The sequence below is a fragment of the Proteus columbae genome, from assembly GCF_009914335.1.
Classification (GTDB): Bacteria; Pseudomonadota; Gammaproteobacteria; order Enterobacterales; family Enterobacteriaceae; genus Proteus.
Map to the genome: position 1 here is coordinate 53,858 of NZ_CP043925.1, position 20,963 is coordinate 74,820.

At 32.8% G+C, this 20,963-nt stretch carries 21 protein-coding genes; 7 read left to right on the forward strand and 14 right to left on the reverse strand.

Annotation, left to right across the window (positions count from 1 at the left end; all coding sequences use genetic code 11):
- Positions 1–40 precede the first annotated feature (40 nt).
- The 5 genes from F1325_RS00235 (at position 41) to F1325_RS00255 (ending at position 3,521) form a co-directional block, all read left to right on the forward strand.
- On the forward strand, positions 41–478 hold the full coding sequence (locus tag F1325_RS00235) for a rhodanese-like domain-containing protein (protein ID WP_109373443.1): 438 nt from the start codon (positions 41–43) through the stop codon (positions 476–478).
- A gap of 69 nt (positions 479–547) precedes the next feature.
- Positions 548–1,018, forward strand: coding sequence for a protein-export chaperone SecB (gene secB, locus F1325_RS00240; protein WP_109373394.1), 471 nt, complete (start codon positions 548–550; stop codon positions 1,016–1,018).
- Positions 1,018–2,034 (forward strand): NAD(P)H-dependent glycerol-3-phosphate dehydrogenase, encoded by a 1,017-nt coding sequence (gpsA, locus tag F1325_RS00245; protein WP_099073939.1) that lies wholly within the window; start codon positions 1,018–1,020, stop codon positions 2,032–2,034. The genes secB and gpsA overlap by 1 nt, the downstream gene beginning before the upstream one ends.
- A gap of 93 nt (positions 2,035–2,127) precedes the next feature.
- Positions 2,128–2,949: a serine O-acetyltransferase gene (gene cysE, locus F1325_RS00250; RefSeq protein ID WP_160229852.1), complete on the forward strand. Its 822-nt coding sequence runs from the start codon at positions 2,128–2,130 to the stop codon at positions 2,947–2,949.
- Entirely contained in the window at positions 2,949–3,521 is a 573-nt protein-coding gene (locus F1325_RS00255) for a serine acetyltransferase (RefSeq protein WP_160229853.1), read from the forward strand. The genes cysE and F1325_RS00255 overlap by 1 nt, the downstream gene beginning before the upstream one ends.
- 61 nt (positions 3,522–3,582) lie before the next feature.
- Here F1325_RS00255 and trmL read toward each other — a convergent pair whose 3' ends face one another.
- The 12 genes from trmL to cpxR all read right to left on the reverse strand — a co-directional run bounded on the left by trmL (position 3,583) and on the right by cpxR (position 16,215).
- Complete coding sequence (gene trmL, locus F1325_RS00260) at positions 3,583–4,086, reverse strand: tRNA (uridine(34)/cytosine(34)/5-carboxymethylaminomethyluridine(34)-2'-O)-methyltransferase TrmL (RefSeq protein WP_160229854.1); 504 nt, start codon at positions 4,084–4,086, stop codon at positions 3,583–3,585.
- 11 nt (positions 4,087–4,097) lie between these two features.
- Entirely contained in the window at positions 4,098–5,264 is a 1,167-nt protein-coding gene (locus F1325_RS00265; protein ID WP_160229855.1) for a nucleotide sugar dehydrogenase, read from the reverse strand.
- A 55-nt stretch (positions 5,265–5,319) separates the two neighbouring features.
- Positions 5,320–6,438, reverse strand: coding sequence for a glycosyltransferase (locus tag F1325_RS00270; RefSeq protein WP_160229856.1), 1,119 nt, complete (start codon positions 6,436–6,438; stop codon positions 5,320–5,322).
- 11 nt (positions 6,439–6,449) lie between these two features.
- Positions 6,450–7,517, reverse strand: a complete 1,068-nt coding sequence (locus F1325_RS00275) for a hypothetical protein (RefSeq protein ID WP_160229857.1) — start codon at positions 7,515–7,517, stop codon at positions 6,450–6,452.
- The gene (locus F1325_RS00280) at positions 7,507–8,568 is read right to left on the reverse strand and encodes a glycosyltransferase family 4 protein (protein WP_160229858.1); all 1,062 of its coding nucleotides are present in this window, start codon (positions 8,566–8,568) and stop codon (positions 7,507–7,509) included. The genes F1325_RS00275 and F1325_RS00280 overlap by 11 nt, the downstream gene beginning before the upstream one ends.
- Positions 8,565–9,722: an O-antigen ligase family protein gene (locus tag F1325_RS00285; protein ID WP_160229859.1), complete on the reverse strand. Its 1,158-nt coding sequence runs from the start codon at positions 9,720–9,722 to the stop codon at positions 8,565–8,567. The genes F1325_RS00280 and F1325_RS00285 overlap by 4 nt, the downstream gene beginning before the upstream one ends.
- Positions 9,723–9,734: 12 nt before the next feature.
- Entirely contained in the window at positions 9,735–10,976 is a 1,242-nt protein-coding gene (locus tag F1325_RS00290) for a glucosamine inositolphosphorylceramide transferase family protein (protein ID WP_160229860.1), read from the reverse strand.
- A complete protein-coding gene (locus F1325_RS00295) occupies positions 10,963–12,198 on the reverse strand; it encodes a hypothetical protein (protein ID WP_160229861.1) in 1,236 nt (411 codons plus the stop codon). The genes F1325_RS00290 and F1325_RS00295 overlap by 14 nt, the downstream gene beginning before the upstream one ends.
- Positions 12,189–12,707: a hypothetical protein gene (locus tag F1325_RS00300; RefSeq protein ID WP_160229862.1), complete on the reverse strand. Its 519-nt coding sequence runs from the start codon at positions 12,705–12,707 to the stop codon at positions 12,189–12,191. Before F1325_RS00300 ends, F1325_RS00295 begins: the two co-directional genes overlap by 10 nt.
- Entirely contained in the window at positions 12,700–13,743 is a 1,044-nt protein-coding gene (locus F1325_RS00305) for a GNAT family N-acetyltransferase (RefSeq protein WP_160229863.1), read from the reverse strand. Before F1325_RS00305 ends, F1325_RS00300 begins: the two co-directional genes overlap by 8 nt.
- 369 nt (positions 13,744–14,112) lie before the next feature.
- Complete coding sequence (cpxA, locus tag F1325_RS00310) at positions 14,113–15,504, reverse strand: envelope stress sensor histidine kinase CpxA (RefSeq protein WP_160229864.1); 1,392 nt, start codon at positions 15,502–15,504, stop codon at positions 14,113–14,115.
- Between the two features lie 12 nt (positions 15,505–15,516).
- The gene (gene cpxR / locus F1325_RS00315; protein ID WP_023583423.1) at positions 15,517–16,215 is read right to left on the reverse strand and encodes an envelope stress response regulator transcription factor CpxR; all 699 of its coding nucleotides are present in this window, start codon (positions 16,213–16,215) and stop codon (positions 15,517–15,519) included.
- Positions 16,216–16,413: 198 nt separating this feature from the next.
- Between cpxR and cpxP the strand changes: the two genes are divergently transcribed.
- The gene (gene cpxP / locus F1325_RS00320) at positions 16,414–16,977 is read left to right on the forward strand and encodes a cell-envelope stress modulator CpxP (protein WP_160229865.1); all 564 of its coding nucleotides are present in this window, start codon (positions 16,414–16,416) and stop codon (positions 16,975–16,977) included.
- A 231-nt stretch (positions 16,978–17,208) separates the two neighbouring features.
- Here the strand turns inward: cpxP and F1325_RS00325 are convergent, their stop codons facing one another.
- Positions 17,209–18,333, reverse strand: a complete 1,125-nt coding sequence (locus tag F1325_RS00325; RefSeq protein WP_160229866.1) for a glycosyltransferase family 9 protein — start codon at positions 18,331–18,333, stop codon at positions 17,209–17,211.
- 214 nt (positions 18,334–18,547) lie between these two features.
- A complete protein-coding gene (gene fabG / locus F1325_RS00330) occupies positions 18,548–19,303 on the reverse strand; it encodes a 3-oxoacyl-ACP reductase FabG (protein ID WP_109373408.1) in 756 nt (251 codons plus the stop codon).
- Positions 19,304–19,835: 532 nt separating this feature from the next.
- Here fabG and pfkA point away from each other — a divergent pair.
- Positions 19,836–20,813 carry a 6-phosphofructokinase gene (gene pfkA, locus F1325_RS00335; RefSeq protein ID WP_075673000.1) on the forward strand — a complete coding sequence of 326 codons (978 nt, stop codon included), beginning with the start codon at positions 19,836–19,838 and terminating at the stop codon, positions 20,811–20,813.
- Positions 20,814–20,963: the final 150 nt, after the last annotated feature.

The window sequence follows — 20,963 nt, forward strand, 5'->3', positions numbered from 1 at the left end:
CTTTGATACTATTTTTAACTAACGAGAGTGATTGCATCCTATGCTGCAAGAAGTAATGCAATTTTTCAACCGGCACACCCTGTTAAGTTTTGTCTGGGTCGCATTGCTGGTGGCGGTCATTGTATTGACCTTTAAAGGGCTTTTTTCTAAGACGAAAAATATTTCCCGTACAGAAGCGATTTCTTTGATAAACAAAGAGAATGCGGTGTGTGTTGATATCCGTAGCCGTGATGAGTTCCGTAAAGGACACATCATTGATTCTATCAATTTAACGCCTTCTGAAATCAAAAGTAATAATATTGCTGAGCTGGAGAAATATAAATCACAGCCAGTTATTGTTGTGTCACCATCAGGCATTGAAGGTGCAAAACCTGCTGAGAGCCTAATTAAACTCGGTTTTGAAAAAGTCTTTATCTTAAAAGATGGTCTTTCAGGCTGGAGTGGTGAGAATTTACCACTGGCTAAAGGTAAAAAGTAACGAGCGGGCAGATTGAGTTCTATACTTACTGCTATTCAATTAATAAGGATATAAAAAGGTAAGATTATTATGTCAGAACAGCAAAACCAAGAGATGACTTTTCAAATTCAACGTATCTATACAAAAGATATCTCTTTTGAAGCGCCTAATGCCCCACAAGTTTTCCAAAAAGAGTGGCAACCAGAAGTTAAATTAGATCTGGATACTTCTTCTAATACTTTAGCTGAAAACGTCTATGAAGTTATTCTGCGCGTGACTGTAACCGCAACAATGGATAACGAAACTGCATTCCTGTGTGAAGTTCAACAAGCAGGTATCTTTACCGTTGAAGGTATCGAAGGCACTCAATTAGCACATTGCTTAGGTGCATATTGCCCTAACGTTCTGTTCCCTTATGCTCGTGAATGTATCACTAACTTAGTCAGCCGTGGTACTTTCCCACAACTGAATTTAGCACCAGTTAACTTTGATGCGTTGTTTATGAACTATTTACAGCAGCAACAAACTGATGCCGCTAATGAAGGGGTTGAAGAAGCTTAATGAACGCTTCTATGACAGTTATCGGTGCCGGTTCATACGGCACCGCTTTAGCGATTACTTTGGCGCGCAATGGCCATGACGTCGTACTTTGGGGTCATGATGCTGAGCATGTTGCTGCGTTAGAGCAAGCTCGCTGTAATCAGGCATTTCTGCCCGATGTTTCCTTTCCTGATAGTTTATACATGGAAGCTTCTTTGCAAAAAGCCATTGAAGCCAGCCGTAATATTCTGGTTGTGATCCCAAGCCATGTTTTTGGTGATGTATTACAACAGATCAAACCCTTTTTACGTCAGGATGCGCGTGTTGTTTGGGCGACAAAAGGACTTGAGGCACATACTGGTCGCTTGTTGCAAGATGTAGCGCGTGAAGTATTAGGTAATGAAATCCCGCTCGCAGTTTTATCAGGACCTACTTTTGCTAAAGAGCTTGCGGCAGGTTTACCTACTGCGATTTCTGTGGCATCAACGGATAATACGTTCTCTGAAGAGCTTCAACAGCTTTTCCATTGTGGCAAAAGTTTCCGTGTTTATAAAAACCCTGACTTTATCGGTGTGCAACTGGGTGGCGCGGTAAAAAACGTTATCGCCATTGGCGCGGGTATGTCTGATGGTATGGGTTTTGGTGCCAATGCACGTACAGCGCTTATCACCCGTGGTCTTGCTGAGATGAGTCGTTTAGGGAAAGCTTTAGGTGCAGATGCAGCAACCTTTATGGGAATGGCAGGGTTAGGTGATTTAGTCTTAACCTGTACTGATAACCAATCTCGTAATCGTCGATTCGGCATGATGCTAGGTCAAGGTTTTGATGTTGATACTGCCCAAGAGAAAATTGGGCAGGTAGTTGAAGGTTATCGTAATACCAAAGAAGTTCGCGCATTAGCAGAACAAGTTGGTGTTGAAATGCCTATCACTGAGCAGATCTACCAGATTTTATATCAGCATAAAGATGCCAAAGAAGCGGCATTATCTTTATTAGGTCGCGCAACGAAAGATGAGATAGACAGCAATCTGTTCTAAGTCTATTTTAAATAGTCAGTTATTTATTTCTGTTTTAAACATAAGAAGCCTAAGTTTTTGCTTAGGCTTCAATGTAAAAGAATGAGAGTGAGTATGTCGCTAGAAGAGCTAAAAAGAGTCTGGGATCATATTAAAAATGAAGCAAGATGTTTGGCAGATTGCGAGCCAATTTTGGCGAGTTTCTTCCATGCGACATTACTCAAGCATGAAAATTTAGGCAGCGCTTTAAGTTATATGCTGGCGAACAAGCTGGCAACTCAGACAATGCCCGCGATTGCTGTGCGTGAGATTGTTGAGGAAGCATATCGCAGTGATCATTCTATGATTGAATCTGCAGCTTATGATATTTCCGCCGTTCGTTTACGCGACCCTGCTGTTGATAAATACTCCACACCTCTGCTTTATCTAAAAGGTTTCCATGCCTTACAAGCTTATCGCATAGCTCATTGGTTATGGGGGCAAGATCGTAAAGCACTTGCCATTTACCTACAAAACCAGATATCTGTTACTTTTGGTGTCGATATTCATCCAGCCGCCCGCATTGGCCATGGCATTATGCTTGATCATGCGACAGGTATTGTGATTGGTGAAACTGCTATCGTCGAGAATGATGTCTCTATTTTACAATCTGTTACCTTAGGGGGAACAGGTAAAACTTGCGGTGATCGTCATCCTAAAGTACGCGAAGGCGTGATGATTGGTGCTGGTGCTAAAATACTTGGTAATATTGAGATTGGTCGCGGTGCTAAAATTGGCGCTGGCTCTGTGGTATTACATGAAGTTCCTGCACACACCACGGTTGCTGGTGTACCTGCTCGCATTGTGGGTAAACCAACCAGTGATAAGCCTTCACTCGATATGGATCAACACTTTAATGGTGTAGTATCTGGTTTTGAATGTGGTGATGGTATTTAATGGTATCAACAGAAGTCACACTCTCTGAACTTAAGGCTTGTTTACACGCTGAATATATTAGTGATAACAAGCCTTTTAGCTGGATAAGACTTTTTCATCGTGTTTTTTTCTGCCAACGCTCACGTTATCTATTTTGGTGGCGTGTCGCCCAATTCTTTTATTTCTCTAACCATCGTTTTCTTAAAAAGTTAGGCACTCGCATTGGTGCTAACAATAATCGTAAATATTGCAACGATATCTCACTAAGAACACGTATAGGCAAAGGTCTTTCATTACCGCATCCTATCGGGATTGTACTGACTAATTACTGTCAGTTAGGCGAGAATGTGACCTTAATGCAAGGCGTGACGATTGGTGTAAAAGCGAAAGATGGCAAAGCCAATATTCGAGTCGGCAATAACGTTTATATTGGTTGTAACTCATCGATTATTGGCGGAGAGATAGTGGTAGGTGATAATGCCGTGATTGGCGCTCATGCATTGGTGTTGAAAGATGTAGGGGAAGGGTGTCGGTATATTACGAAGGTTGTTGCTGATATAAAACGACCAGAAATAGATAAAATGACGTTTTAATATCTTTGGATTAAATAAAAAAAGCGCTTGCTCATTATTAATGAGTAGCGCTTTTTGCATTTCAGTCTCTTAATAATGCACCAGGATAACCTAGTTGACGCCATGCCTCGAAAACTACAACGGCAACAGTATTTGACAGGTTCATACTGCGACTATCTGCAAGCATAGGGACTCTGATTTTCTGCTGTGTTGGCATATTATCCAATACATAAGGTGGTAAACCACGAGTTTCAGGTCCAAAAAGAAGATAATCGCCATCTTGATAGCTAACGTTGCTATGTGCAGGAGTCCCTTTTGTCGTTAAGGAAAATACACGCGCACCTGTCGGTGATTGTGCATTATCAGGGTTTAAACCTTCACTTTCTAAAAAAGCATAATAATCGTGGTGCTGTTTAATATCTGCAAACTCACGATAATCAAGCCCTGCACGACGTAGACGTTTATCATCCCAAGTAAAACCCAAAGGTTGGATCAAATGGAGATGAAAGCCTGTGTTAGCACACAGGCGAATAATATTACCCGTATTCGGTGGAATTTCGGGTTCAAATAAGACGATATTGAGCATATGAAATCGATTTAATCGTTACCAAAGAGGTCACGAGTATAAACTTTTTCTTCAACATCGTTTAGCACTGATGACATTCTATTAGTAATAATGACATCAGAGATTGATTTAAACTCATTTAAATCACGGATCAATCTTGAATTAAAGAAAGTATCTTCTTTCATTTCAGGTTCATAAATCACTACTTCAATGCCTTTGGCTTTGATTCGTTTCATAATGCCTTGGATTGAAGATGAGCGGAAATTATCAGAACCCGATTTCATAATTAAACGATAAACACCTACGATTTTTGGTGATTTAGCAATAATAGAATCTGCAATAAAGTCTTTACGAGTGCGATTAGCTTCAACGATTGCACTAATAATATTATTAGGGACAGAGTCGTAGTTTGCTAACAGTTGTTTGGTATCTTTTGGTAAGCAGTAGCCACCGTAACCGAATGATGGATTATTATAGTGATTACCAATACGCGGATCTAAACAGACGCCCTCAATAATTTGTTTTGAGTTCAAACCATAAGATTCGGCATAGCTATCAAGTTCATTAAAGTAAGCAACACGTAATGCTAAATATGTATTGGCAAATAATTTAATCGCTTCTGCTTCTGTGGAATCAGTGAATAGAACATCAACATCTTTCTTTAATGCACCTTGTTGTAAAAGGTCAGCAAATTTTTGCGCTCTTTCTGATTGCTCACCAATAACAATACGTGATGGATAAAGATTGTCGTAAAGTGCACGGCCTTCACGTAAGAATTCAGGAGAAAAGATAATATTATCCGTATTATATTTCTCTCTCATTTCTTTGGTAAAACCAACCGGAATTGTTGATTTAATAATCATTGTCGTGTTCGGATTATATTCTAAAACATCACGAATAACGGACTCTACAGAAGAAGTGTTAAAGTAGTTAGTTTTAGGATCATAATCGGTTGGAGTAGCAATGATAACAAAATCCGCATCTTTATAAGCGAACTCTTTATCTAAAGTTGCCGTAAAGTCGAGCGTTTTGGTTGCTAAAAACTCTTCAATTTCTTTATCTGAAATTGGAGAGATTTTTTTGTTAAGTAATTCAACTTTTTCTTTATTGATATCTAACGCAACAACTGTGTTGTTTTGGGAAAGAAGTATTCCGTTAGATAGACCGACATAGCCGGTTCCAGAGATGGTGATTTTCATGGTTTAATATAGTTTAAATTTAAGGTATATGGGATTGGAAAAATCATAGGAAAAACTATTTATTATATAAATTTAGATATTGTGTTATACATTTATCCAACTGAAAATTATCAGTTACATATTGCAAACCAAATTCACTCATTGACTTTTTGAGTTCTTCATTATCTAAAATTTTTAATACTCCTTGAGCCATATCACTATAATTATAAGGTGGATATAAATATCCCATTTTATTATTTATAACAACTTCTGGAATACCTTCAACATTAGTAGCTACTATAGGTATTTCAAAAAAAGCAGCTTCTGCAAAAGTAAAACCGAAAGCTTCAAATTTAGAAGGGCATACAAATAAATCAGCATTATTATAAAATAGAGATGGTTCAGAGATCCAACCTAAAAAATTTATTTTTTCATTTAGATTTAATTTATTTGAAAGCTCTTCACACTCAGCTCTTAATTCACCATCACCTACAATGTTTAATATAAGATTGTTATTAGTTAAAGAGCATTCATGAAAAATTTTTATTAATCCTAAAGGATCTTTCTGTTGATCAAGACGACCAACAAAAAGAATATTTTTGGTATCATTATTTTCTTTGTTATGTATTCTATTTTTATTAGTAGATAATGCTTTAAAATCTAAACCGTTATAAATACATAAACTTTTTTTCCAAAACATAAATTTATAATATTTCAAATAATTTTTATTGACAGTAACGTTGGTATTACCAAATTGTAATGCTACTATTTCTAAAAAATAAAATATTATTCTAGAAAAAATATTAACTTCTTTATGGAAGGAAATACCATGCACAGTATGAATTACTTTCTTTACTCCTGCGATTTTTGCAGCAATTCTTGCAATGATACCTGGCTTGGTCGAATTTGTGTGTACAACATCAAATTTATATTTTCTAAATATATTATATAATTCAATAATACTTTTTATATCGTGAAAGCCAATTTTTCTTTTTAAATTTTTGCACCAAATTATATTTACATTTGCTTGTTTAAAATGAGTGACAAAGTCATTTCTTTGTTCCTCTGTTTCATCTTCAAATTCTGCACATATAATATATTTTTCAAAATTTGAAACATTCTTAAATATCTCTAAAGAGAATTTTTGAGCACCTGATAGTTTAGGTATAACTTGAACATGAGCTATTCTTTTCATAATTTTGTATGCTATTTTTTCTTTAGTTTTTTTTCTAGAGAGCTTCCTCTAATAAATTTTCTATAAATATTTCTTATGATGTATTCTATATTAAAGTTAAATTTAGAATTTAACATATTTAAATTCATAACATTAATAAATTCAGCAATTTGCTTGAAATTCGATTTTTTTATATTAGTAAAACAATCTTGAACATTGTTGTTTTGCTTCAAATTATCTTCTAATTGACTTAATTGAAAGTTTATTCTTTTTTCGTCAAAACTTATCATTGATGAAAATGTGGATGAATAATCAATATCTTTACTTATAAGCCAACCACTTTGAATAAAATTTGGTGAATCACGATAAAGTAGCATAGCAACAGGTCTGTTATGATACATAGCTGTTAGCATAATTGAACTTGGAGTCGTAATAACAAAATTAATTTTTTTTAGTATTTCTGGAAAACTACCGGTATTAAGATTTCTCTCAGGAGAAATGGATAAGTCAGTAATAATTTTCTCATCAAAAATTCTAAAATAAAAATTTATATTATCTTTTTCTAAACTATGAATAATATCTTTCAATAGACATATTAATCTATTATATTCATATTCATTGTAATACGCGGTATTGGCAGTTGTAATTAGAAATATATTTTCTTTATTTAGAGGAATTTTATCATTCATACTAGTATCTATAACTCTTGGTGGAAGGTAATGTACTGAGTTAATATTAAATTCATTGAAATATTTTTTTGCCGTATTGCCAATAACACCAATATTATTGGCTATTATTGGATGATAATTTTCTATACCTAATGAACTTATCTTATTGTTATTTGTAAAATTACTAAATTCACAAATACCATCCATAAGTAGAAGTGTATTGATATCTAATTCTAAAGCTTTTGTTATGACATAATTATATATAGGGGATGAATAGATTGTATAAACAATTAAATCATATTCTTTTAGTTTCTCAGGTTTCCTATAGAATTTACAGCCATTAAAAAATAATTCACAATCGAGAAAAAAATTTTTATTTAACATGTCGTTATAAAAAGATTCTTCCTCTAAAAATAAAATTTTAAAAGACATTATTAATTAATTCCTCTATGAAGTCTGATTCACTTCTAGAACAAGAGGTTATAGGAGTTTGGCTAATTTTTAAAATTTCGCATAAAATATCACCAATCTTATCTTTATCTTTGAAGTTATCGATTAATATGCCATTGTCGATATATTTAAATGCTTCTTTTGTCCCACATCGATTATAGCCAATAGGCGTTGTACCACAGGTTGCCGCTTCTAAGTAACTTAATCCATAAGATTCATTTAATTCTGAAAGTGAAATATAATAATAAGCTTTTTGATATATTTCAGGTAGTTTAGAGCGCTCAATTTTGCCTAATAAAACAATATTTTCATTTATAGGTGATCTTTTTATTATTTTTGCAAAATCCTCATAGTATGAACCATTGCCAGCGATATACCATTTAAAATCAATTCCTGATTCTTTCACTTTACAAAATGCTTGTAACATAGTGTCAAATCCCTTAGCTTTCTCTAAGCGTGAAACTGTCAGGAATGTGTTTTTTTCTTTTGATAATATATTTTTCGTACAAGAGAAGGTATCTTTAACACCACTATGTATTATTCTATACTTACTATCATCTAATTCAATATTGTAGAGTTCAGCATATCTATCTTTAATATACTCAGATACAAAAATTATTTTCTTTGCCATATTTATAGCTTTTTTAAAATAATTAGAGAAGTTCAGTTTATTAATAATAAAATGTTTTTTATTTAAATATTTCTCTTCACCATGAATTAAACATACTGTTTTAGCTAATATATCTTCGGGAAAATATTTCCCAGCATTATAGATTGCTGCTGGGTCATTACAAATTATGAGATCAAATTGTGATATATGTTTTTTTAACCAAGAAGAATAACTAATAAACCATAATTTATGGTTCATTCTTTCAGTAAAAATAAAGTTATTTTTATCTTCATTTGTTCGTGAAGAAGTAAGCAAGGTTACATTAATATTTTTTCTTTTAAATGATGTAAAAATAGATTCAGCAACAGAACCTGCTCCACCTATACAAGGAGGATATTCATGAGAAAAAAGGAGTACTTTCAATTTATATAATATCCCAATGGTTGGTTAGATGATGATAACTTTAGTTTTTTTATCAGCAAAGGTAAGAATATTAATAGCAGAAGAGGAACATCTAACGGACTTACTATATATGCTCTTTCGAAATTCATTATGAATATATAGCACAAAATAAGAATAAAATATAAATATTCTTTTTTGAAAAACGCTCGTGTAAGATTTTTAATTAGTGCGAATAAAATAAATAGAGTAATGAAACCATATACAGATGCTGACCATATAATTGAATTATGGGGGTTTTTACCAATTACACGAGGCAAATATGCACATTGATCTCTTCCTGCCTCATGTAGGCCAAAGATAAGTTGGCTTATTTCAAAGTTATTATAATAACAAGACCACATAATAAATCGACTGCTTTCTAATCCACTATTCTCACCAGATTTATTTAATCTTTCTGTTAAAAAGGAAAAATCTACAAACAAGATAAAAAACATACCAAAAATAGTTATAAGGGAGAGGATTAAATATCGCTCTTGAAATGAATAACTAGAAAATAGATAAAATACAAAAACTAATAATGATGCTGCCTGAGCTGCTCTACTATTTGATAAAATCATAATAATAACTGCTAATATAAAGAATGCATGATTGAATTTTAATCGCTCATTTTTAGATTTTAATAAAATTGTTAAGGTGGAATAAATATAAAGAAAGCATAAAACTATTGGATGCACCGAGTTTCTATTAATATCGACACCAAATAAATTGATATAATCAACTTTTACTAATCCTCCAACTTTCAGTTCCATTATGAAAATTAACATAAATATGATTAAACCAATATTTTTTATATCATTTTTTATTTTATTTAGCTTAAATCTATCACCTTTTAAAACTAAAAAGTAGATATAAGAGAATATACTAATATTGGAAATAGCTAAAATATAAAGAGAAAAATAAGATTCAAGGTATCTATCATGAGAACCAACACAAACTAATATATAAGATATAGTAACTATTAGAAGCATTGTCATACTAAGCTTAAAACGTAATGCATAAGGAATAAATAATAGCCCAACTAATGAGCTTAGTGCGTAGAAAATCGCTCCTCCAGGTATTGCTATTTTAAAAAAATATAAAGAAAAGTAAGTTGTAAACAGAAATCGATATGTCATATCATTAACCAGTTAGAAAAACAAACCATATTTTTTTTTCTTTAAATCAATAATAGTAATATTATCAATAGTATTATATGTGTGTATGCCAGAATAACCTTTTGGAGGATTAATTACATATAAATCTTCTTTATTAATTAAATTTTCACCATAAGATATAGCACAGTCTTGATATAATGCCATTTTGGAATCTTTTAAATTCCCAGCATTTCTTGATCCTTCGTCCCCTATACGGGTAATAATGGCATCCTCTAGATTTAAATTTGCATTTAATAAATTTGAAATATTCCATTCTAGCAAACATCTATTACTATCTTTTGCATGAGAGTAAATTGATGTGGTTATTTTGATATCATTCTTTTGAAAGTAAATATTAGTATCAGAAAAATGAAGAGTTTTACTTTTAATTAAAGTATGTATTTTTCTCCATTTATTGGGAAAGGATGTACACTCATAGAGATCAATCGAAAAGTTATCACCTTGTGGAATTAGATATATTTTATTTTGATATTCAAAAATATTTGGATAAGATAGATGATAGTTTTCTTCTAATATAGGGAATTCTTTATTATCTTTTATATTTTTAGCAACGAGAATTCCTTTACCTCGTAATAATTTACATTTTTCATAAAAAATATAATAGTTATCATCCTTTTTAAAGAGAAAAGGATCTGCATTAAAATAACCTTTATCGTTGCCAAGTGAAATAAATTTATTGAAATTTTCATGAAGCTGTTTAGGATTTATTCTTTCTTTTGCAAATAATATCAGCCATTCATCCCTTATAAAAAATCTATTAAGGATTCTATTTAATAAATTTTTTATAAAAAGAAATTTATTGTTCTTATTATTTGCCTTTTGAGATAAATTACACTCAATAATCGGAGTGTCCAAATTTAATTTGAAATTTAATAATAAATATAAATCGAATGAAAGGCTAGAAATAAAAGTATTAATAGATTTATTATAAATTCGTTGCTTAAAATAGTAATTTATTTCACTGAAATCTGAATATATGATTTTAAAGTATACGGTAACAAATTTATTTACTAATAAATCGTTTTTTAGATTCTTGTCTTTACTCTTAAAATAAAAATCAATATCTATTGATTGAATATTATTCTGTAATAATGGTAATAAAAATACTTCCCCATTAGAAATTTTTACACTAACCTTTTTAGCATTAGTAAAATCTCTATTCATGTTTACGATAAGAGAAGAATAATAGTCTTTAATTAAATTAACATTGATCATTTAATATGTTTCTCTTGTATAAAGCACATATGAAATACAAAAACAATATCCCTGCAGTAATATATACTATTTTTAGAGCGTTAAAGATATCTTCTGGATTAAAAAATAATATAGTCGTAGATATTAAGATTAAGGAAATCAAACCTAAGAGTACATTATATATAGCTGATAAATTTAATTTATTTAAATTCAAAAATAATGTAGGTAGAAAAGCTGATGTATTCATAAATGGAATGAATAATGCTAACTGTAGGAATAATATATAGGAAGTTTGATACTCATTAAAAAAATTAAAATTAAAAAGTATGGGTTTGATTAGATAGCATATACCAACTATACAGTAAGAAAGTAAAAAATATATACCAACGATTGATATATATTTTTTCCAAGCGACTTTCTTTGAAATTTCAGTATTACTAAATATTCTCATTCCTAATAACTGACACGTCGTAGCAATTATGGTTAATAGAGATAAAAATTTGAACGTTATTTCATATTTAGCATAAATATCGTTAGGGAAGAACCATGGTAAAACAAGCAACGGTAGTTGGGTGTATAATATATATCCAAATGCATTAAAAAAATGGAAATTTAATCCAGAGAGAAGCATTTTTTTAAAAAGAGTAAAGTCAAAATGAAATTTGAAATTTATATCTTTATTTAAATTATAAAAAAAAGAAAATGCTAGTAATAGAGACATCAATGATAATAATGAAATAAATAGATATTTAGAAGGAAAGAGATAGATGAGTAATATAGATAATAAAAGTATAAATGTTTTTACTATAATTGTTATTTTATTCATTATACTCGTATCTCTTTTCCCAATGAAAAGAGAAAGCATTTGCTGCTCAAGCATAAGCCCAGGAATTAATATTATGGAAAATATAAAATATTCAATTTCAATGCTTCCATTAGGAAGGAAATATTTGTATATAGGATAAACTAGTAATAAAATAGATAGAGTGACTAATAGTGAATATATAAAAAATATGCTAATTACATTTGAAATCTTTGAGTTATCATCAACTACAATTTTATAACCTATTTGACCTAAGCTTAGATATGATATTGTAAATATTGTTGTCATCCATGAAATACTAATTGCAATTTGTCCTCTTTGCTCAAAACCTAATGTTTCAGTTGATAATAATAAAAGTACAAGTCCTACAAATGTTGAATAAAATCTTGAAAAAGCAAGGAAGATAAACTTTATAAACATAATAGATATTTATTTTTAAAATAAGATCGAGTTTTTAATAGGGAAAAATACCTTATAAAACCAGCATTCTCTATTTTTCTTAATGAGATAAGGTTGTTATCTTCTACGGCAATAAATAAATTATTAAAATGTTGGTTTATAAGATGATTTAATAGAAAACCATATAAGCCTTTATTTCTATATTTTTCTATGGTATTAGCTGCATATGCATAATACGTTGAATCAGATAATTCAATCTCTATATTTAATTCAGTAATAATATTTTTAATGTTATTTGAACAGAAAATATATGCACAGATTTCTTCATTTTCTTCGATTAAATATAACACACTACCTAAAGATAACTCTTTTAATATTTGATTTTTATAGGAGGATGGTACTTTATATTTAAAGTCTTCTATTCTATTTATTTTTATTATTTTACTATACTGATTAGTGGGCAATGGTCTATGTAAATTGTATTTATAGAAGTGTAGTTTTCTTGTTTTAAAGAAATTTAAATTAATCACTCTGTTTTACCTTAGATAAAATACGACGTAATGCTATGTATGTAATGTAAATATATCCTTTTTTATTAAGAGATATTAATGCCTCTTGATTTTTTAATGTTACAGATGACCAATTTTTTTTGTATAATTCACCACCTCTTAAAAAATCAAACGTTTTATAGTTTTTATTTTTATAATGTTCGATTAAAGATAAAAGTAAAATATTACCAACGGCATACTTTGAAAAATCCCTATTAAATGTCGGTATATAATAATAGACTGTATCATTATCACTTAAACCAAAGTGAGCAGCAATAATATCATTATTACATTTTATATAGGAGTAATCATATTGAATACCATTTTTAATAGATTCTAGTAATATTTTAAAGTTTTGAGGAATAGATAAATCATGTTTACCATAAGTATCTTCTTTAATATTCATGATTACTTCTAAATCTTTTTCCTCTATTTTCTGATTTACAAAAATTTCAACAGAATAGTTTTCCTCTAATCGTTTTAAGCATCGTAATGTATCTTGTTTATTCTTTTTTAATATATCTATTTCACTACGATCTAAAATAAGTTTTGGGCATTCTGAACGAGGAATAATATAATATTTTTTAAAGTTAAATCTTAGTTGACTTAATATTTCAGTAGATACATGACAATTTTGTTGTAGGTTATCTAGATCTATGCAGTCTATATTTTTTATACTATTTATAGCTCTAATGAAATACTTTGCTATTTGAGATGCTTTTTCTTTTTTTGTATATATAATTCCATTATAATCAGCAATATTATTATTGATAAATCTAAGTGTTGTAATTTCTCGCATTAGAAATTTTTTTTTGTCAATTCTTAATGCACATGCGGCTATAAATTTATTTTTATTTTTTATTAGTATAAAAATATTATTTTTATCATAGGCATTTGCCATGGATAAAACCCAATTATATTCTAAAAAAGGATTGCTATATATATCTTCACTCTCAGAAAGATATTTATATGCAGCAATAACTGACTCATCAATTGTATATTTTATAATAACTTGCATTCTATCAACCATATATATTAATTATAGTAATTAAATATAAAATTTCTTAAAGCTACCGCACTGGGTTTACGGCCCCCAGAGCGCCAAAATTTATCTCGAAAAACTCTTATCTATATGTAATATAAGAGTTTTGTTATATAAGCATACTTTAACAATATGCAAAAACCGCACTGAGAGTAGACTCTTCAAACCAGACGGTCAAGTGATAGCTAGGTATTTTAGCATTGATTGGGTATATATAAATATCGGAATAGAGGTCGATTCAGCCAGATCATTCTGAATTGCATCGTTAGACGCTAACTAAAAGAATATGCCACCTATTCTTCAATAGATGGCAGTATATTTTGATACAACAGTTTAATTACTCTATTAAGCTGCTGGTGATTTATTACCCGCTCCTGCTCTTGGCAACCAAATCTCTACTCTTAACCCACCTAATGGACTATCGTCAGCTTTAACATGGCCTCGATGTTGGCTAATTGCGGTTTCAACAATCGCTAAACCTAAGCCTGTGCCTCCAGATTCACGATCTCTTGCTTCATCAGTACGATAGAACGGTCGGAAGATATGCTCTCTATCTTCTGGGCTAACGCCTGGGCCATCATCATCAACAATAATGGTGATACCTTGGTTCTGCTCAGTAAAGGCAACTTCAATGCGAGAGTTGGAATAACGTAAGGCATTACGAACGATATTTTCAAATGCACTAGCCAGAGAATATGGATTACAGTAAATAGGCCATGCTCCCGGCGGTGTTGTCACTTGTAGTGTTTTATTACTTTGTTCGGCCTCAAATTTAGCGTTATCTAAAATATCATCCCACAATTCATTGGCTTTTACTGTTTCACGTAATAACTCGTTTTTATGTTGATTACGAGAAAGAACCAGCAAGTCATTAATCATGCCATCAAGCCGCTGAGTTTCAGTTTCAATACGCTCTAGCTCTTTACTTTCTCCACTACGACGGCGTAACAATGCGCTAGCTAATTGTAAGCGTGTTAATGGTGTTCGTAACTCGTGAGAAATATCAGAAATTAAACGTTGTTGTGCTTCAACCATACGTTCAAGAGCACTTATCATCTGATTGAAACTGGTGCCTGCTGCTAAAAACTCTTGAGGACCAGTCTCTAGCTCTGGGTGAGGGCGGAGGTTACCTTTAGCAACATCATCGGCCGCATTTTTAAGTTGTCTTGCAGGTTTTGCTAAGCTCCAAGAAAGCCATACTAATAATGGTGTGCTGATAAGCATGGTGAATATGAGTAGCAATAGCGGTTTATCAAATAATAAGTTGATAAAGTCAGATTGAGGGCTACTTGAAGGACGTACGAGATAAAGTTGGTAATGATCTTCACCATCTCTTACAGAAAAGGGCCCTAACATCTCAGAACGACCATACTTTTTCTTTTTAGGATGATCGGCGTTATCAGATTGACCAATAAAGTTTCTGACAACCTGCATCTCATTACGTTGAGCGCCGATGATACGGCCTTCACTGGTCACGATAATTAAGCGTTGACCAGGTGGTGCCCATTTATCAATAGCACGAATTAATCGACGCCACCAAAGGAGATCGTTAGCGGGATCTTGAGCTAATTCTGCTTCTATATGTTGTTCTAGCATAACGCCTTGACGGTATTCACTCTCTAAAAGAGGGGTAAGCTGGCGCGAGTCCAGCTTTGGAACCATCATAACTAGCACAAGAACTAATGCTAGCGTCAGCCAGAATATTGCGAAAATGCGCGCTGACAGACTATTTATCATAAAGAATATTTATCAAGTTATTGAAACCATCAGATAACCACGGCCACGTAACGTTTTAAACCAAGGTTGTCCATCTGTTCTTTCTGGTAATTTACGGCGTAAATTAGAAATATGCATATCAATCGCTCTGTCAAACGGTGTTAAGCGCTTGCCAAGTACTTCTTGGCTTAGATGTTCACGAGATACGACTTGTCCTAAATGCTGAGCAAGTAAATAAAGCAAAGTAAACTCAGTTCCTGTTAACTCTAGCGGTTCATTATCAAAACTTGCTTCTTGTCGACCAGGATTAAGTTGTAGCTTATCGACCTGTAATGTTGGAGATGTATTGCTGTCAGTCTGTTTTTGTTCGCTCCAATTAGAACGACGCAAAATAGCTCTGATACGTGCAACAAGCTCTCTATCATTAAAAGGTTTTGGTAAATAGTCATCAGCACCTAGCTCTAAGCCAAGTACTCGGTCAAGATCACTGCCTCTTGCCGTTAACATAATGACAGGGGTCTGGAAATTTTGGCGTAATTCTTTGAGTGTCTCAATCCCGTTTTTACGTGGCATCATGATATCCAGTAATAACAAGTCGATAGAAGCATCCAAAAGTTTAAGTGCTTGTTCGCCATCAGAGGCGATTACAACATTAAAGCCTTCCATTTCAAGCAGTTCTTTCAATAGCGATGTTAATTCGCGATCGTCATCCACTAATAAGATTTTATGCATTCGTCAATTCCTCCAAGAGAAAAATACGATAATAAATAGCGCGAATCTATGACTTTACGTTCTTTTACACGCTCTGACGCTAGTTTGCAGCCGCAACGGTATAGTAATCCACATAGCAAAGAATTACACATATGAATTATACACATTGAAGTCATATTAATTAGGTCGGTATTAATTTACCGAATTAGGAGTGAAGCAATGCGTAAAGTAGCAGTAGTTGCACTAGCATCAATGTTTTTGGCAGCTCCGACGATGGTATTAGCTGAAACTACAAATACCAATCCGCCTACTGAGCAACAGTATAATGGTAATTACCACTGTGGTTATGGCAATGGAATGCATGGCGACCATGATTATAGAGGTCACCGTGGACAACGTGGTCATATGATGAATAACGGTGGACATATGATGGGGAACGGCTACGGCGACTCCTATATGTTTAACGGAATTACATTAACTGAACAACAACGTACACAAATGCGCGATTTAATGCGCCAGCATCATCAAGACAGATATAACGGAGATTTCCGTCAGCGTCATGAGAATATGCATAAATTAGTCACAGCTGAGAAATTTGATGAAGCGGCTGTAAGAGCACAGATGCAAGATATGGATAAACAAGCAATTGAGCGCCATGTTGAAATGGCGAAAGTCCATAACCAAATGTATCAGCTGTTAACCCCAGAACAGAAAGCGCAGTTGGAAAAGAATTACCAACAGCAAATGTCATCTGTTGACCAACAAGGTCAACAGAATCAGTAGTGAAGTAAGAGTGTAGTAAAGCAGTACCTAGTTAGAGAGTAAGTAGCAACAACGAAGTTTTTTCCTTGCCATAGACACCATCCCTGTCTTTTGCAGCCCCTCTGGAGAGGGGCTTTTTTTTATTGAGTAACTCTATTTAAAATTACAAGATAAGAAATTTCAAAAGTGCCTTATATTTTATCTGAGTATTTTTTTATTATTTTAGTAGTTCTTTTATAAAGAGAGTTACTGCTATTTTGGGGCTAAATATTTCTCTGATGCAGCTATTATTTGTTCAACAATATTATTGTCTTCATATGTTTTTGCATTAGAAACGAAAATCTGTTGAGAATTATCATAGCCGGGTCCCCACAATTTATTATTGTGGATAGCATCTTTATATATTGCTACTAGAGGGCGTCGGAATGTTGCAGAAATATGCACAATAGAGGTATCGGGTGATATAACAAGATCTGCTTTTGAGATCAATGCAATAGTGTGTTGTAGTGATTTTGGTATATATATTTTTGCATGGTTAAATGTATTGTCTGGTATTACTTTTTTATGATCTAAAATAATAATATTAATATCATTATAGAGGGAATTTAATTTTTCATCTATTTCTTTAGCTTGAGTTAAAGATAAACAACGGTCATCACTACCAGCAAATATATTTATTATGATATTCTTAGTGTTTTTAGGTAGAGTAAATAAATAACTCTCTATTTCTTCATCAATATCATTGGGATAGCAAATATCATAATCTATGCTTTCCTCATTAATATTAAATTCTGCTAATAATAGCTCATATGATTTTTTTATATGATCTAAATTATAATCAAAATAAATTGATTTACTATAATGTTTTAACCAACTTTTCTTATTAAAACTAATAACGTTTTTTGCTGAAATTTCTTTTAAAAGCCTAGGTCTATGTATAGGAATATTAAACATAGATGGATCTATGATTAGATCATAATTATTTTCATTTAATTTTCTCACAACGTCCTTACTAACATTGTGATTGTGTTTCTTCATGAAATCATTAAGACTTATATTATTGGCAATATATATTTTTCTTATATTATTATTATATTTTAATATCGAGTCATTTGTTGATGTAACTAAAATATCAATTATATAGCCGTGTTGAGATAGTATCTTTATAATAGCCGTATCTACAATGACATCACCTATTTTTCCTTCATTGCGCAAAATTAGTATTGTTTTTACTGAGTTGAAATCAATAGTTGTTTTTTTAGATTTATCCCAAAGGATTTTTTCTATAAACAAGTTGAAATAATAGCGAATATCTTTCATTACATAATTTCGTTTTCTATTCCAAGCTCTTAATGTTGCAAATTTTTTTTTCTTCATAAAAATACGGCTAATAATAGATATTGTTAATGTATATAGACATGGTTACATGCAACGGTAACACATAACAATAAATGATTGTATAGTATTTTAATATACAGCTTTGATTCTAATTTAATCCATTGATTTAATTGAACTAAATCAGGTGTGTAGCTGGAGAGTAATTAAGGTAGTATAGAGATATCATAAAAATAATATCTCTATACTATATAAGCTACAACAACGCCTCTGGAGATTCAGGTAAAATCTGCCCGCCATCCACGATAATTGTTTGACCTGTAATATACTTGGCTTCATTCGACGCAAAGAATGCGGCGGCATAGCCGATATCTTCTGGTTCACCTAAAGTATGTGTTGGGATAGACGCTTTCATCTGATTTAAATAGGCTTCACCTTGCGCCTGTAAGCCTTCGGTGAGGATATTTCCTGGCATCACAGCATTGATGGTAATACCATGACGTGCATATTCTAGTGCTGCGCTACGCATAAAACCCAATTGTCCTGCTTTACTTGCACCATAGTGGCTCCAACCCGGATAACCCGTAATAGCGCCTGTAATAGAAGAAGTGATAATTACACGACCTTGTTTTTGTTTTTCCATTACGCGAAGGGCTGCTTTTACTAAGAAAAACATCCCCTTGAGGTTAACGGTATGCATTTTATCCCAATCGGCTTCCGTCATCTCTTTAATAGTGGCTTGAGGGAAAATACCGGTATTGGAACAAAGAATATCGAGTTTACCGTACTCTTTCACGACATCATCAACCACTTTTTCGCAGGCAGATTGATGAGTGACATCAAGGTGCATAAACTCAACATCCAATTCTTGCTTTGTTTTATTGCCTGCAACATCATCAATATCGGCAATAATCACTTTCGCACCACTATTTTTTAGGGCGATAACGATACCTTTACCAATGCCTTTTGCACCACCTGAAACCAAAGCGATTTTACCCGTTAAATCAAACATAAAACCTCCTATTAAGTGTGAGTTCCACTGTATCAGTCTAGATTGAAAAGCGGTAAATCAACCAGAGAACTTTGTTGCTGGTCACAAATGTACCCTAGATCATCTTTTTCTTTGAAAGGATGACATCACAAAATAGAGAGATAAACGGTAGATAGAGCATCACACCAGAGAAAACTGAATATTTATCAAAATATGCCGATGCTATTTTTTAGCGTAAATAGCGTTTTTTTGAGATGAATGCAAAAAGGCAGTAAAGTGTCTGTATAAAAAGTGTTAACTTATTGGCGAAATGCGTTTGAGATAGACTAGTATAATATTTATACAGGCTACCTGATTAGTTTAATGCGCATCAAGTTTATGAAAAAAAATGTACGATAATGATGAACTGGTAAAAAATATGCGTACAATGGTATTGTTGAATCAATTCAGCATTTACGATATCGGAAAATTACACCAGATAAGCCGGTATTGAAATAAAAAGTTATTCCAACAATTTTGCAATAATTACATCGAATAAGAATCAGAGGTAATCATGGTCAATGGGATCAAAAGAATTGGGGTTTTAACAAGTGGTGGTGATGCACCAGGTATGAATGCCGCGATCCGTGGTGTTGTCCGTGCCGCACTAAGTGAAGGTTTAGAGGTTTATGGGATTATGGATGGCTACATGGGGCTATACGAAAATCGCATGAAAAAACTCGACCGTTTTAGCGTGTCAGACATGATCAACCGTGGTGGTACATTCCTTGGTTCTGCTCGTTTCCCTGAGTTCCGTGAAGACAATGTACGTGCTGTTGCTATCGAAAACATGAAACAAAATGAGCTTGATGCCTTAGTTGTTATTGGTGGTGATGGTTCTTATTTAGGTGCAAAAAAATTAACGGAAGCAGGTTTTCCATGTATCGGTTTACCAGGCACAATCGATAATGATGTTGCTGGTACTGACTACACTATTGGTTATTTCACTGCATTAGAAACGGCTGTTGAAGCCATTGACCGCTTACGTGATACTTCAACTTCTCACAAACGTATCTCTATCGTAGAAGTGATGGGACGTTACTGTGGCGACTTAACACTGTCTGCGGCAATCGCAGGGGGCTGTGAATTTGTTGTTCTGCCTGAATCTGAATTACCTTTTAATCGTGATGAGTTACTGGCAGAAATCAAAGCGGGTATTGAACGTGGTAAACGTCACGCCATCGTTGCAATCACTGAACACGTTTGTGATGTGCATGAATTAGCGCGTTTTATTGAAGCTGAAACTAAACATGAAACGCGTGCAACGGTATTAGGTCATATCCAACGTGGTGGTTCTCCAGTTGCTTACGACCGTATTCTTGCTTCTCGCATGGGTGCTTACTCTGTACAACTGCTATTAGAAGGCTATGGCGGTCGTTGTGTCGGTATTCAAAACGAAAAACTGGTTCACCATGATATTATTGATGCGGTTATGAATATGAAACGTGTCTTTAAGGCTGATTGGTATGAAACCGCGAAAAAATTGTACTAAGCAATAGCCTCACCGTAATACCAAAGCCTTTCTGAGTTCTATCCTTATTCGTGAACTGCTCTGATACTTTTTTGTGTCAGAGTAGTTTCTCGAGTGAAAACATTTCATTTAGCGATCTCTATCCTCTTTTATTTCTTCTGATCCCCTTTA

What these genes read in the sequence shown, in the direction of transcription:
- F1325_RS00305 (WP_160229863.1), bottom strand. Translation starts at nt 13,743, where the DNA reads ATGCAAGTTATTATAAAATATACAATTGATGAGTCAGTTATTGCTGCA.
- gpsA (WP_099073939.1), top strand. Translation starts at nt 1,018, where the DNA reads ATGAACGCTTCTATGACAGTTATCGGTGCCGGTTCATACGGCACCGCT.
- cpxA (WP_160229864.1), bottom strand. Translation starts at nt 15,504, where the DNA reads ATGATAAATAGTCTGTCAGCGCGCATTTTCGCAATATTCTGGCTGACG.
- F1325_RS00295 (WP_160229861.1), bottom strand. Translation starts at nt 12,198, where the DNA reads ATGTTTATAAAGTTTATCTTCCTTGCTTTTTCAAGATTTTATTCAACA.
- trmL (WP_160229854.1), bottom strand. Translation starts at nt 4,086, where the DNA reads ATGCTCAATATCGTCTTATTTGAACCCGAAATTCCACCGAATACGGGT.
- F1325_RS00255 (WP_160229853.1), top strand. Translation starts at nt 2,949, where the DNA reads ATGGTATCAACAGAAGTCACACTCTCTGAACTTAAGGCTTGTTTACAC.
- secB (WP_109373394.1), top strand. Translation starts at nt 548, where the DNA reads ATGTCAGAACAGCAAAACCAAGAGATGACTTTTCAAATTCAACGTATC.
- F1325_RS00275 (WP_160229857.1), bottom strand. Translation starts at nt 7,517, where the DNA reads ATGTCTTTTAAAATTTTATTTTTAGAGGAAGAATCTTTTTATAACGAC.
- F1325_RS00235 (WP_109373443.1), top strand. Translation starts at nt 41, where the DNA reads ATGCTGCAAGAAGTAATGCAATTTTTCAACCGGCACACCCTGTTAAGT.
- F1325_RS00325 (WP_160229866.1), bottom strand. Translation starts at nt 18,333, where the DNA reads ATGAAGAAAAAAAAATTTGCAACATTAAGAGCTTGGAATAGAAAACGA.
- pfkA (WP_075673000.1), top strand. Translation starts at nt 19,836, where the DNA reads ATGGTCAATGGGATCAAAAGAATTGGGGTTTTAACAAGTGGTGGTGAT.
- cysE (WP_160229852.1), top strand. Translation starts at nt 2,128, where the DNA reads ATGTCGCTAGAAGAGCTAAAAAGAGTCTGGGATCATATTAAAAATGAA.
- F1325_RS00265 (WP_160229855.1), bottom strand. Translation starts at nt 5,264, where the DNA reads ATGAAAATCACCATCTCTGGAACCGGCTATGTCGGTCTATCTAACGGA.
- F1325_RS00285 (WP_160229859.1), bottom strand. Translation starts at nt 9,722, where the DNA reads ATGACATATCGATTTCTGTTTACAACTTACTTTTCTTTATATTTTTTT.
- cpxP (WP_160229865.1), top strand. Translation starts at nt 16,414, where the DNA reads ATGCGTAAAGTAGCAGTAGTTGCACTAGCATCAATGTTTTTGGCAGCT.
- F1325_RS00290 (WP_160229860.1), bottom strand. Translation starts at nt 10,976, where the DNA reads ATGATCAATGTTAATTTAATTAAAGACTATTATTCTTCTCTTATCGTA.
- F1325_RS00270 (WP_160229856.1), bottom strand. Translation starts at nt 6,438, where the DNA reads ATGAAAAGAATAGCTCATGTTCAAGTTATACCTAAACTATCAGGTGCT.
- cpxR (WP_023583423.1), bottom strand. Translation starts at nt 16,215, where the DNA reads ATGCATAAAATCTTATTAGTGGATGACGATCGCGAATTAACATCGCTA.
- fabG (WP_109373408.1), bottom strand. Translation starts at nt 19,303, where the DNA reads ATGTTTGATTTAACGGGTAAAATCGCTTTGGTTTCAGGTGGTGCAAAA.